This is a genomic window from Cellulomonas sp. P4_H4 (assembly GCF_056400865.1).
This window is the reverse complement of the sequence record NZ_JBFUKL010000001.1, coordinates 1,113,056-1,126,238: the sequence shown is the minus strand read 5'-3', so window position 1 is coordinate 1,126,238 and position 13,183 is coordinate 1,113,056. Positions and strand designations below refer to the sequence as shown.

At 71.9% G+C, this 13,183-nt stretch carries 10 protein-coding genes; 1 reads left to right on the top strand and 9 read right to left on the bottom strand.

The genetic code is table 11. From position 1 onward, the window contains the following. Position 1: 1 nt before the first annotated feature. The 9 genes from AC1DPN_RS05395 to AC1DPN_RS05355 all read right to left on the bottom strand — a co-directional run bounded on the left by AC1DPN_RS05395 (position 2) and on the right by AC1DPN_RS05355 (position 11,243). Positions 2 to 1,108, bottom strand: coding sequence for an LLM class flavin-dependent oxidoreductase (locus AC1DPN_RS05395; protein ID WP_477083661.1), 1,107 nt, complete (start codon positions 1,106 to 1,108; stop codon positions 2 to 4). Further along, the gene (locus AC1DPN_RS05390) at positions 1,105 to 2,103 is read right to left on the bottom strand and encodes a GNAT family N-acetyltransferase (RefSeq protein WP_477083660.1); all 999 of its coding nucleotides are present in this window, start codon (positions 2,101 to 2,103) and stop codon (positions 1,105 to 1,107) included. The genes AC1DPN_RS05395 and AC1DPN_RS05390 overlap by 4 nt, the downstream gene beginning before the upstream one ends. Continuing rightward, positions 2,100 to 3,446, bottom strand: a complete 1,347-nt coding sequence (locus AC1DPN_RS05385; protein ID WP_477083659.1) for a M20 family metallopeptidase — start codon at positions 3,444 to 3,446, stop codon at positions 2,100 to 2,102. The genes AC1DPN_RS05390 and AC1DPN_RS05385 overlap by 4 nt, the downstream gene beginning before the upstream one ends. Continuing rightward, positions 3,446 to 3,859 (bottom strand): rhodanese-like domain-containing protein, encoded by a 414-nt coding sequence (locus tag AC1DPN_RS05380; RefSeq protein ID WP_477083658.1) that lies wholly within the window; start codon positions 3,857 to 3,859, stop codon positions 3,446 to 3,448. Before AC1DPN_RS05380 ends, AC1DPN_RS05385 begins: the two co-directional genes overlap by 1 nt. A gap of 189 nt (positions 3,860 to 4,048) precedes the next feature. Then, positions 4,049 to 5,197, bottom strand: a complete 1,149-nt coding sequence (gene proB / locus AC1DPN_RS05375; protein ID WP_477083657.1) for a glutamate 5-kinase — start codon at positions 5,195 to 5,197, stop codon at positions 4,049 to 4,051. A 49-nt stretch (positions 5,198 to 5,246) separates the two neighbouring features. After that, positions 5,247 to 6,770, bottom strand: coding sequence for a GTPase ObgE (gene obgE, locus AC1DPN_RS05370; protein ID WP_477083656.1), 1,524 nt, complete (start codon positions 6,768 to 6,770; stop codon positions 5,247 to 5,249). 226 nt (positions 6,771 to 6,996) lie between these two features. Further along, complete coding sequence (gene rpmA / locus AC1DPN_RS05365; protein WP_477083655.1) at positions 6,997 to 7,257, bottom strand: 50S ribosomal protein L27; 261 nt, start codon at positions 7,255 to 7,257, stop codon at positions 6,997 to 6,999. A gap of 72 nt (positions 7,258 to 7,329) precedes the next feature. Next, positions 7,330 to 7,638 (bottom strand): 50S ribosomal protein L21, encoded by a 309-nt coding sequence (gene rplU / locus AC1DPN_RS05360; RefSeq protein WP_477083864.1) that lies wholly within the window; start codon positions 7,636 to 7,638, stop codon positions 7,330 to 7,332. A gap of 263 nt (positions 7,639 to 7,901) precedes the next feature. Continuing rightward, a complete protein-coding gene (locus AC1DPN_RS05355; RefSeq protein ID WP_477083654.1) occupies positions 7,902 to 11,243 on the bottom strand; it encodes an Rne/Rng family ribonuclease in 3,342 nt (1,113 codons plus the stop codon). Positions 11,244 to 11,672: 429 nt separating this feature from the next. Between AC1DPN_RS05355 and AC1DPN_RS05350 the strand changes: the two genes are divergently transcribed. Next, entirely contained in the window at positions 11,673 to 13,175 is a 1,503-nt protein-coding gene (locus tag AC1DPN_RS05350; RefSeq protein WP_477083653.1) for a cytochrome ubiquinol oxidase subunit I, read from the top strand. Positions 13,176 to 13,183: the final 8 nt, after the last annotated feature.

Below are 13,183 nucleotides of genomic sequence, written 5' to 3'. Positions count from 1 at the left end.
CTCAGACCGTCACGAGCGCGTCGATGCCCTTGGCCCGTCCGGCGTCCTTCGGACCCCAGAGGGTGGTGGACACCTCGGCCCGGACCAGCGGGACGACCTCCTCGGCGAACCGGCGCAGCACGTCCTGCTGCTGCTCGTACGGCAGCACAGGGTTGAGCGAGACCGACTGCAGGTCGTGCTGGTAGGACGCGTGGTAGTCAAGGATCTTCTCCGCGACACGCTCCGGGGAGCCGACGAGAGCCGGACCCCGCTCGACCGCGTCCTCGATGTGGGTGAACGACGACACCTTGCCCGGCCGGGTCTCGCCGACGTTCCTTGCCGCCATCCGGGCCGCGAAGCCCTCGTAGACCGCGCGGTACTCCTCGGTCGCCTGCTCGGTGGTGTCCGCGAGGAACAGACCGCCCGAGCCCGAGCCGACGTAGCCGATCGACGGGTCGAAGCCGTTCGCCGCGAGCTGCTCGCGGTACCGGTCGATGAGCACCTTGTAGTTCTCGCGCGGCTGCAGCGCGTTGGCCGACACGATGGGGTCACCGTGCTTGGCCGCCAGATCGACCGCGATCGTGCTCGTCGCCGAACCGTGCCAGATGCGGAACGGGCCGTCGTAGGGCCGCGGGAGGGTCGTCGCGTCGGTCAGCGGCGCGTGGAACGTGCCCTGCCAGTCCACGTGCTCCCGGCTGAGCAGGAGCTTGAGGAGCTCGTAGTTCTCCTCCAGGTAGTCGTACTGGTGCGCGAGCTCGAGGCCGAACAGCGGGAAGTGCTTGTCCTCGTTGCCCTTCCCGATCACGATCTCGAGGCGCCCGCGCGAGAGCACGTCGATCGTCGCGTAGTCCTCGGCGACGCGGACCGGGTCGAGCAGGCTCAGCACGGTCACGCCCGTGCTCAGCAGGATCCGGTCGGTGGCCTGCGCGAGCGCGCCGAGCAGGACGGTCGGCGACGACGACAGGAAGTCACCGGCGTGCCGCTCCCCCACCGCGAACGCGTCGAGTCCGAGCTCCTCGGCCAGCACGGCCGTCTCGACGACACGCTCCAGGCGCGTGGACGGGTCGAGCAGCTCACCGGTCACCGGGTGCGGGCCGTGGGGGACGATGTCCAGGACCTGGAACTTCACGGTCGTGCTCCTTGCGTGATGGGGGTGGTGTCGTACCCGAAGGCGAGCAACGTCCCGCTCGGGACCGTTCGCGTCTCACGTTCGGGGAGCCGGACGAAGCCGAGGCGGTGGTAGAGCGCATGAGCGCCGGTCATCTGCGGACCGGAGTTCATGACGACGCGGTCCAGTCCTCTCTGCCGGGCGAGCGAGACGACGTGCGCGGTGAGCAGCGCGCCTATCCCGCGCCTGCGCGCGGCCGGAGACACCGCGAGCAGCCGGAAGTCGAGCTCGCCGGCCCGGCCGAGCGGGGAGATGTGCCCGCCCGGGCGTGGGGTCGCGACCGTCCCGAGCAGCTCTCCGGTCGACAGGTCCTCGGCCACCCACACCTCGTGCTCGCGTGCGCGGGCCGCCACGTCGGTCAGCGAGGCCCGGTACTCGTCGCCGATGTCGTAGTCGTGGCTGTACGCGTCGACCGAGAGCTGGGCGACGCGCTCGAGCTCGTGGGGCGCGACGAGCCGGACGATGACCCCAGTCCGCGACAGGTCGTAGCCGAACACGACCAGGCCCCCGATGCTCTCGCGCTCGACCAGCCGCTCGAACCCGAGCCGGTGGTACAGCCGCTGGGACGTCACGTTGCGTGCACCGGTGTCGAGCACCAGGGCGGCGACGCCCCAGGACCGGGCTCGCTCGATCGACGCGACCATCAGGGCGGCGCCCACACCGCTGCCGCGAGCCTGCGGCGCGGTGGTCAGCAGCCGCACCTCGGCCTCGTCGGCGTGCGCCTGGCGGTTGTAGGCGGAGCCGGGCCGCAGGAGGCTCGCCGTCCCGAGGAGCTCGCCCCCGTCGGTCGCGACGAGCAGGTCGCCGGCCGCCGCCCGGCCGGCGCTGTCCCGCAGGAGTCGCAATCGGTCCGGGTCCTTCGTGGGGCCGAACGGTCCCGTCGCGAACCCGTGCTCGGTCAGCTCGGCGACCGCGTCGTACTCGTCGGTCCGGGCGACCCGTACCTCGATGCTCACGAGAAGTACCCCTCCACGTCCAGGACGCCGCCGGCGTCCTCGAAGTCCTGCCGGACGGCCGCACGCAGGGCGGGGTCCGACAGGTAGTCCAGCGCTGTCAGCGCGAGTCCGACGGCGCCGTCGATCGCGGCCGCGTCGCCACGTGGCCCACCGGCGACCTCGGCGAACTCGCGGGTGTGCAGGGCGACGTCCGGCTCGCTGACCGCGATCATCGGGTGGATGCCGGGCAGCCGGACGCTCACGTTCCCGAAGTCCGTCGAGGCAGCCAGGATCTCGGGCACGACTCCCCCGGCGAGCACGGTGCGGCCCTGGTCCGCCTGGTGCACCGCCCACCGCTCGCCGAGCGGTCCGTTCGTCCGGACCGGGAGCGTGAACGGCGCCGCGTCCCAGACGAGCTCCGCGGTCGTTCCGGTGGCGAGCGCCGCTCCTCGCGCGATGTCCTCGAGCCTCGCGGACAGGTCCCTGAGCGTCGTCGGGCTGGCGGACCGCACGTAGTACTCGACCGTGGCCCGCTCGGGCACCACGCTCGGCCGCGTGCCCCCCTCGAGCACGACGCCGTGCACGCGGTCGCTCGGCGGGATGTGCTGCCGCAGCATCGCGACGGCCTGGTAGTTCAGCGCCACCGCGTCGAGCGCGTTGCGGCCCATGAACGGGCTCGCCGACGCGTGCGCGGCGACGCCCTGGTAGGTCACGCGCAGCTGCCGCCGGCCCAGGAACGGGTGGTCGACGACGTCGAACCCGAACGGGTGGACCATGATCGCCGCGTCGACCCCCGCGAAGAACCCGTTGCGCGCCAGGATCTCCTTGCCCGAGCTGCCCTCCTCGGCCGGGGTCCCCAGGAGCAGCACACGGCCCGGCAGGACGAGTCCGTGGGCGACCGCCCGGACCAGCGCGAGGAACGCGCCGGTCGCGGCACCGGCGATCAGGTGGTGCCCGCACGCGTGCCCCACCTCGGGAAGCGCGTCGTACTCGGCGAGGATCGCGATCGTCGGCCCCGCGTCGTCGCGTGGTGCACCGTCGTCCGGACCCCGCGCGGTCAGTCCGGCGCGGAGCGCGGTCGACAGGCCGTGCGTCCCGACGACGGCGGGAACGCCGTGCGCGCGCAGGACGTCGGCGATCGCCGCGACCGACCGGACCTCACGGAACGCCTCCTCGGGATGGGAGTGGATCGCGTGCGCGACGTCCAGGACGTCAGCCTCACCCGACTTCGCCGCGACGCGCACCCTCTCCGTCGACTCGTCGTCCGCCCCAAGGAACGCGGACGTCAGCGGGACGAACGACGCGCGACGTCGCTCGGTGAGTGCGCGCAGCTCGTCGAGGAACGCGGTGGAAGGAGAGCTCATCAGGCGGTGGGCGGCTCGGCGGGCAGGCCGGCGTCCTTCCAGGCGGGGAAGCCACCGTCGACGTGGACCACGTTGGTGAAGCCCTTGGCGCGCAGCTCGGCCGCGACGGGTCCCGAACCCCGCACGGAGCCGCAGACGACCACGATCGGCGTGTCGAGCGACACCACGGGCGCGTGCCGCGTGGCGGCGGACAGGTCGAACTCCTCGTCGAGGCCGTACCGGTCGGCCAGCGTCGCGCCGGGGATCGATCCCGTCCTGGAGCGGCCGGCCTCGCTGCGCACGTCGATCAGGAACGCCCCCTGCGCGACGCGTGACGCCGCCTCGTCGGGGCTGACCGCCGGAGCGAGCGCCGCGGCCTCCTCGATACTCAGGTGCTCGGCGGGAGCGCCCGGCCGGGTCGTGGCGTTTCTCATCGTGTCTCCTCGTGACGGCTGCCGGGCGGGCGCCCGTTCGGCGTCCGACCTGGCCAGGAGGGTCGGCGGCACGCTCGCCGATGTCAACCATCGGGACCGCCTTCTCACATCTCGGGACCCGTCGATGCCCGGCATCGCACGGCGGCCCACGCCTGCCAACGCCGGGTGTTCAGGCGAGCACGGCCACGCTCAGCGGCGCTTGCGGACCAGGACGAGGTCGTCGCGGTGGACCAGCTCGCGGTCGTAGCCGGGGCCGAGCTCGGCACGCAGGTCCTGCGTGGATCGGCCCAGGAGGCCGGGCACCTCGGCGGCGTCGTACGCGACGAGCCCGCGGCCGATGAGCGCTCCGTCGGGGCCGACGAGCTCGACGGGATCCCCTTCCTCGAAGGCCCCCTCGAACCCCGTGACACCGGCGGGCAGCAGCGACGTCCCGCGCTCGACGACCGCGCGCACGGCACCCGCGTCGAGCAGGAGCCGTCCGCGCGTGTGCGCCGCGTGGGCGAGCCAGAGCCGACGGATCGAGGTCCGACGACCGGTCGCGGTGAACCAGGTGCCGACGTCCTCACCGGCAAGCGCCTGCGCCGCCTGCGCAGCGGACGTGAGCACCACGGGGACGCCCGACTGCGTCGCGATCGCCACGGACTCCAGCTTGGTCACCATGCCACCCGTGCCGACGGCGCTCCCTCGCGAGGCGACGTCGATCCCCTCGAGGTCCTCCGCCACGACCACCGAGGCGATGCGGCGCGACCCGTCGCGCGACGGCGGCCCGGTGTACAGCGAGTCGACGTCGCTGAGCAGCATCAGCGCGTCGGCGTGCACCAGGTGCGAGACCAGGGCGGCGAGGCGGTCGTTGTCGCCGAACCGGATCTCGTCGGTGGCCACGGCGTCGTTCTCGTTGATCACGGGCACGATGCCGAGGTCGAGCAGCCGAGTCAGCGCGCGGTGCGCGTTGCGGTAGTGCACGCGACGGACGGTGTCGTCCGCGGTCAGCAGCACCTGACCCACCTGGAGCCCGTGGCGTCGGAACGCCTCGGTGTAGTGCGCGACGAGGAGGCCCTGCCCGACGGAGGCGGCGGCCTGCTGCGTCGCGAGGTCCCTCGGGCGGGCCGCGAGACCGAGCGGACCGAGGCCGGCCGCGATCGCCCCCGACGACACGAGCACGACCTGCCCACCCGCCGCGCGCCGCGCCGCGAGCACGTCGACCAAGGCGTTCAGACGCTCCGGGGCGAGCCGTCCGTCCGGCGTCGTCAATGACGACGAACCGATCTTGACGACGACGCGCGACGCCGAGACCAGCTGCTGGCGGTCCTGCAGGGCGTCGACGGTCACGAACGGCATTCTGCCCCGCTACCTGCGCAGGCCATGGTCTTTATCCGCGAGGCGGACGTCAGTCCTTCGCCGCGTCGGTCCAGATCCCGGCCTCGCGCTCGGTCCACAGCTCCTCGCGCGCCTCCGTCTTGGCGTCCATGCGCTCCTTGTACTCCTGGCGCTTCTCGCCGCGCGTGGGGCGCGAGCGGTCCTCGATGCGCAGGTCGACGCCGCGCGGGCCGCCGAGGAACTCGGCACCCGTCATGAGCGTGGGCTCCCAATCGAAGATGACGGCGTTGTGCTCGGGACCGATCCGCACCTCGTCGCCGGGGACGGCACCCGCCTTGAACAGCTGGTCCTCGACGCCGAGACGGGCGAGCCGGTCGGCGAGGTAGCCGACGGCCTCGTCGTTGGAGAAGTCGGTCTGGCGGACCCAGCGCTGCGGCTTCTCGCCCTGCACCCAGAAGTAGACTCCCTGGCCCTCGACCTCGCGCCTCGTCACGGTGAAGCCGGCGTCGTCGACGGCCTTGGGCCGCAGGACGACGCGCGTGTTCTCGGCAACGGGGGCGTCCCGACGGGCCTTGTCGACGATCTCGCCCAGCGCGTAGGTCAGCAGGCGCAGGCCCTCGTGGCTCGCCGTCGACACCTCGAACACGCGCAGGCCGCGGGCCTCGAGGTCGGGCTTGACCAGCTCGGCCAGCTCGCGCGCCTCGGGGACGTCGATCTTGTTGAGCACGACGATCTGCGGGCGCTCGGTGATCGGCACCCGGCCACCCTCGATGCTCAGGTCACCCGCGTACGTCGCGAGCTCGGCCTCGATGACGTCCAGGTCGGAGATCGGGTCGCGGTCCGGCTCGAGGGTCGCGCAGTCGAGCACGTGCACGATGACCGCGCAGCGCTCGATGTGCCGCAGGAACTCGAGGCCCAGCCCACGCCCCTCGGAGGCGCCCGGGATCAGACCGGGGACGTCCGCGACCGTGTACCGGGCCGTTCCCGCCTGGACGACGCCCAGGTTCGGCACGAGCGTCGTGAACGGGTAGTCGGCGATCTTGGGGCGGGCAGCCGAGATGGCCGCGACGAGGCTGGACTTGCCGGCGCTCGGGTAGCCGACGAGCGCCACGTCCGCGATCGTCTTGAGCTCGAGCACGACGTCCTGGGCCTCGCCGGGCTCGCCCAGCAGCGCGAACCCGGGAGCCTTGCGGCGGGCCGAGGCCAGCGCGGCGTTGCCCAGTCCCCCGCGACCGCCTGGCGCGGCGACGTACTGCGCACCCATGCCGACGAGGTCCGCGAGCACGTTGCCCTCGACGTCCTTGACGACGGTGCCGTCCGGCACACCGAGCACCAGGTCGCCGCCCGTGGAGCCCGAGCGGTGGTCGCCCATGCCCTGCGTTCCCGAGGGCGCGTGCCGGTGCGGCAGGTGGTGGTAGTCGAGCAGCGTGGTGACCTGCGGGTCGACCTCGATGATCACGGAGCCACCGTTGCCACCGTTGCCGCCGTCAGGGCCGGCGAGGGGCTTGAACTTCTCTCGGTGGATGGACGCACAGCCGTGCCCACCGTCACCGCCGGTCGCGTGCAGCACGACCCGGTCGACGAATGTCACCACGGCTGAACCTCCTACCTATTCCTTGCTCGTTACCTGCTCGACGCGTTCTTCGATAGTCACACGCGAAAGGGGCGCACCGCACCGGTGCGCCCCTCCACGAATGCTCAACGCGGACCGATGCCGCGCCGCATGAAACTCAGACCTCAGCACTTACGGTCGGTCCGATCCTGCATTCCGCTCCCGGCACGTGACGCTCCGCGCCCCGTACCGTCCGGTGCATTCCGGATCAGACCTCAGCCGCCACGACGATGTCGATGACCTTGCGGCCACGGCGACGGCCGAAGGTGACCGCACCGGCGGCCAGGGCGAACAGCGTGTCGTCGCCGCCACGGCCGACGTTCACGCCGGGGTGGAAGTGCGTGCCGCGCTGGCGGACGATGATCTCGCCGGCCTTGACGACCTGGCCACCGAAGCGCTTCACGCCCAGGCGCTGGGCGTTGGAGTCGCGACCGTTGCGCGAGGAGCTCGCGCCCTTCTTGTGTGCCATGACATTCCTGCTTTCGTGCTCAGAGTGTGGGGGGCTGCGCGTGCCTGTGGCCGTATGGCCGACGGCGCGAGATCAGGAGATGCCGGTGACCTTGAGGCGGGTCAGCTTCTGGCGGTGACCCTTGCGCACGCGGTAGCCGGTCTTGTTCTTGTACTTGAGGATGTCGATCTTGGGACCCTTCTCGTCCCGCACGACCTCCGCCGTCACCTTCACCTTGGCCAGCGCCGAGGCGTCGGTCGTGACCGTCGCACCGTCGACCAGCAGCAGGGCGGGCAGCTCGATGGTCGCGCCGGCCTGAGCGGAGAGGCGGTCGACGACGACGACGTCGCCGACAGCGACCTTCTCCTGGCGGCCGCCAGCCTTCACGATCGCGTACACCACGTTGCTGCTCATCTCTGCTCGTTGAAGTGCCTGTGTCAAAACAAGTGTCCTGTGCTGTGCACCGTCCGACGCCCGCGCCCGTCCCGCACCACCGGTGTGCACCGGTTCCCGTGGGGGTTCGCGTCGACGCCGCTCAGCGGCACGCATGACCAGCGCGCACACGCGCGCCGACGTTCTAGAGTACGGACCCCGCGCCGCAGGGTCAAACCTGGACGGCTCCCCTGCGGGCGACGTGACCTATCGCACGTCGCCGCAGGAGAGGCTCAGGACTGCTCGGGCGCCTGCTCGGGCTCGTCGCCCGACTCGTCGGCCGGCTCGTCGTCGGGTGCGTCGACCGGCTCGTCGCTCGACGCGTCCTGCGACTGGTCGAACGGCTCGTCGGCGGGCTCGTCGCCCGACTCGTCGAGCGACTCGAAGACGTCGGCCGGGACCTGCGTCAGCTCGAGCTCCTCCGCGGGCGCGTCGGGCTGCTCGTCGGACCGCTCGTCGGACGGGACGTCAACCTGCTCGACGTCCCCGGCGGGCGCCGCACCGGGGTGCGAGGCTGCGAGCTCGGCGAACACGTCGAACGCCGGGGCAGGCGGCGAGACCTGCTCGGTCTCCACCTCGGACACCTCGAGGACGGGAGCCTCCTGGTCCGTCACCACCGGTGCGTCGTGCTCGTGCTCGTGCGCGTGGGCCGCGGCCGCCGCGATCGTCGCGAGGGTCGCCTTGACGGCCTCCCGCGCCTCGGGCAGGACGGGCACACCCGCGTGGGGCACGTGCGAGACGGGCTCCTTGGCGCCTCCGCGCTTGCGACGGGACCTCGTGGCCGAGCCGTCACCGTTGGCGGGCACCTGCTGCTCACCGGCGTCGGGACGCTGGTTGTTCTTCTCGATCGGCTCCTCGTGCACGATGAAGCCGCGCCCGTGGCAGTGCTCGCACGTCTCGCTGAACGCCTCGACGAGGCCCTGCCCGACGCGCTTGCGGGTCATCTGCACGAGGCCGAGCGAGGTGACCTCGGCGACCTGGTGCTTGGTGCGGTCACGCCCGAGGCACTCGACCAGGCGGCGCAGGACGAGGTCGCGGTTCGACTCGAGCACCATGTCGATGAAGTCGATGACGATGATCCCGCCGATGTCCCGCAGCCGGAGCTGGCGGACGATCTCCTCGGCGGCCTCGAGGTTGTTGCGCGTCACGGTCTCCTCGAGCGTGCCGCCCGAGCCCGTGAACTTGCCCGTGTTGACGTCGACCACGGTCATGGCCTCGGTGCGGTCGATCACGAGCGAGCCGCCCGACGGGAGCCAGACCTTGCGGTCCATGCCCTTGGCGAGCTGCTCGTCGATGCGGTGCACGGCGAAGACGTCGGTCTGCGAGGTCCAGCGCTCGACCTTCTGCGCCAGGTCCGGCGCCAGCTCGTCGATGTACGACGAGATCGTCGACCAGGCGTCGCCGCCCTCGACCACGAGCTTGCTGAAGTCGTCGTTGAAGATGTCGCGGACCACGCGGATCGCCATGTCCGGCTCGCCCTGCAGGAGCGCGGGAGCGGAGGCGGTCTTCGACTTCTTCTCGATCGCCTCCCACTGGCCCTGCAGCCGGGCGATGTCCGCACGCAGCTCGTCCTCGGAGGCGCCCTCGGCCGCGGTGCGCACGATGACGCCCGCGGTCTCGGGGACGATCTCGCGCAGGATGCGCTTCAGGCGGTTGCGCTCGGTGTCGGGCAGCTTGCGGCTGATGCCGGTCATGCCGCCGCCGGGCACGTAGACGAGGTACCGGCCGGCGAGCGTGACCTGCGAGGTCAGGCGCGCACCCTTGTGACCGATCGGGTCCTTGGTCACCTGCACGAGCACCGGGTCGCCGGACTTGAGCGCCTGCTCGATGCGGCGGGCGGACCCGCCCTCGAGGCCGGCGGCGTCCCAGTTGACCTCACCGGCGTACAGCACCGCGTTGCGGCCCTTGCCGACGTCGACGAACGCGGCCTCCATGCTCGGCAGCACGTTCTGCACGCGGCCGAGGTAGACGTTGCCGACCATCGAGGTCTGCGCCTGGTTGGACACGTAGTGCTCGACCAGCACGCCGTCCTCGAGCACCGCGATCTGCGTGCGCGCGTTCTTCTCGCGGACGATCATCGTGCGCTCGACCGACTCGCGGCGGGCCAGGAACTCGGACTCGGTGATGATCTGGCGACGACGACCGGCGTCGCGGCCGTCCCGACGGCGCTGGCGCTTGGCCTCGAGCCGGGTCGATCCCCGCAGCGCGGTGACCTCGTCGCTGGGCGTGCGCGTGCGGGGTGCACGGGCCTCGCCGCCACCGTCGCCCGAACCGCCCGAGGATCCGCGACGACGACGGCGACGACGACGGCTCGAACCGGCCTCGTCGTTCCCGTTCTCGTCGGAGTCGTCGTCGGCGCCCTCGGCGTCGTCGGCACCCGTGGCGGGCTCGTCACCCTCGGCCTCGTCGTCCTGCGACGCGCTCGATCCCGCTGGCGAGTCCGAGCGGCTGCGACGCCCCCGACCGCCGCGACGACGGCGACGACGCGGTGCGCCGTTGCCGGTCGCGGAGTCGTCGGTCTCGTCCTCGTCGTCGTCGGACTCGTCGTCAGTCTGGTCCTGGGCGTCCTCGTCGGAGCGGTCCTCGGACTGCGCGAGATCCTGCGCGAGGTCGCGTGCGAATGCCGCCTCGAGGTCGTCGACGGCTTCCTCGTCCTGGGCCTCGTCCTGAGCCTCGTCAGAACCGGCGCCCGCGCCCGCTCCCCCACCGCTGCGACCGCGGCGACCGCGGCGGCGCGAGTTGCGCGACGACGTGCCGGTCTCGCTCGGGGCAGCATCGATCTCGGTCGTCTCCGCCGCCGGTGCGTCGACCGCGAGCGCCGCAGGGGCGTCGTCGTCGGCGCGGTGAGCGGACTCGGAGATCTCCTCGGGCGAGCCCGTGCTCGCCTGGGCACGCCGACGGCGCGGGCGGGTGGCGCTCGGGTCCGGCGCCTGGAACAGGAGCGCGGTCGTCGCGAACCGGGGACCGGTCGCGGTGGTGCTCGTCGTGGTCGGCAGTGCAGGCTCAGCAGGCTGATCCGGCTCCGCCGGCACGGTCGAGGCGAACTCGGCGAGCACGTCGAGCGCGGGCGTCACGGCCTCGGGCTCGTCCACCGGCTCGTCCTCGGCCACGACCTCGGCGACCGGCTCCGGTGTCGCGACCGGACGCGAGCTCGCCCGACGGCGGCGCGGCGCCTTCGCGGGCGGCGCATCCTCGACGGGCGCCTCGACAGCGGCCTCGGCCGGGGCTGCGACCGGCTCGACGACAGGCTCGACAACCGGCGCCGCGGGCGCTGCGGGCGCGTCGGCACTCACCGGGACGACGGTGCGAGTGACCCGGCGGGACTTCTTCTTCACGGGCGCGGCAGCCTCCGGGGCGGCGTCCGCGGTGTCGCCGGCGAGCTCGACGGTCGGCTCGGCGACGGGCGCAGTCTCAGCAGCGGCGGCGGGCAGCGTCGTGACGGGCTCGACCGGGGCTTCGTTGCTGGGCGCGGCGGTCACGCGGGTGGCTCGACGGCGGCGCGGGGCGGCGGGCGGTGCCTCACCCCCGGCCGTTGCGGCTGCGTCTTCGATGGTGGGGGTGTTCTCGTCGGTCACGCGAAGTGCTCCTGGGTACCGAGCATCGCCACCCACACATCAGGCGGTACTCGGCAGGTCGGTCGTCGCACGCGTTCTGCGCGGCGACGGAAAGTCGGCGGTCGTGGCTGCTGCACCGAGTCGGCGCCATCGCCTGCGAGGCCTGGCCGGCGTTCCCGATCTGGGACGTCCGGCTGGCAGGGCGGCGGCTGGCGCGCACGACAAGCTGATGCTGCGAGCTCAAGGGTCCCGTGACGGTGTGGTCGCCCAGGGAGCCGCGGCCAGTATCGCACAGCGACCCCCTGCGTCGCGTCCCGCGCCACGAAGACGCGCCGGAGGCGCTTAGCGAATCTGACACAACGTCCGCATGTGCCGAAGGTCCCTGTACGCGGAAGCCCCTGGTGGGGGCAGGATGGGCCACGACCGCTGCACCCATGACGGAGGGCAACCGTGGACCCGCTCGACCTGGCCCGCCTGCAGTTCGGGGCGACCACCGTCTACCACTTCATCTTCGTGCCGCTCACGATCGGGCTCGCTCCCCTGGTCGCGATCATGCAGACCATCTGGGTCCGCACGGGCAACGAGCGCTGGCTCCGGCTGACCAAGTTCTTCGGCAAGCTGCTGCTGATCAACTTCGCCATCGGCGTCGCGACGGGCATCGTGCAGGAGTTCCAGTTCGGGATGAACTGGTCCGAGTACTCACGGTTCGTCGGCGACGTCTTCGGTGCACCGCTGGCCATGGAGGCCCTCGCCGCGTTCTTCGTCGAGTCCACGTTCCTGGGCCTGTGGATCTTCGGCTGGGACAAGCTGCCGAAGAAGATCCACCTGGCCACCATCTGGGCCGTGGCCCTCTCCACGAACCTGTCGGCGTTCTTCATCCTCGCGGCGAACTCGTGGATGCAGCACCCCGTCGGCGCCGTCTGGAACGAGGCGACCGGCCGCGCGGAGATGAACGACATCGGCGCGGTGCTCACCAACTCGACGCTCTGGGCCGCGTTCCCGCACACCATCACGGCTGCGTTCGTCACCGCGGGCACGTTCGTCGCGGGCATCGCCGCGTGGTGGATGGTCCGCCTGGTGCGCGCGGGGCAGGTGGACAAGGCCCGCGACGTCTACCGTCCGGCCGTCGTGCTCGGCGTGGTCGTCGTGTTCATCGCCGGGATCGGCGTCGCGCTGACAGGTGACCAGCAGGCCAAGCTCATGTTCCAGCAGCAGCCGATGAAGATGTCGTCGGCCGAGGCTCTGTGCGAGACGGTCGACGGTGCCTCGTTCTCGCTGCTGGCCATCGGCGACCTGAGCAACTCGTGCGAGGGCGTCAGCCACATCATCGAGATCCCGGGCCTGACCAGCTTCCTGGCGAGCGGCGACTGGAACGCCCCGCTGCCCGGCGTCGAGGACCTGCAGACGCAGTACGAGGAGAAGTACGGGTTCACGGACGACTCCGGCCAGCCGATCTCGTACCAGCCGAACCTGCTCATCACGTACTGGTCGTTCCGGCTCATGATCGGCTTCGGCCTGGGCTCGGCTGCGCTCGCGGTGTTCGCCTTCTGGGTGACGCGGCGCGGTCGGGTGAGCGGCAACAAGTGGATCAGCCGACTGGCGCTCGTCGCTCTCGCGACGCCCTTCCTCGCCTCGGCGTTCGGCTGGATCTTCACCGAGATGGGTCGCCAGCCCTGGGTCGTCGCGCCCAACCCCACGGGGGTCGACGGCGTCTGGATGCTCACGGAGAGAGGTGTGTCGACCGTCGTCGGAACCGGCACCGTCGTCACCTCGCTCGTGGCGTTCACGCTGCTCTACGGGGTGCTGGCCGTGTTCTGGTTCCGCCTGATGCACCGGTACGCGATCGAGGGCGTCGCCGACAGCGAGCGTGACCCGAGCCCGGACAACCCCGACAACCGCATCGACCCGGACGACCCGGACGCCGCCCAGCGCCCGCTGTCGTTCGCCTACTGAGGGGGCCC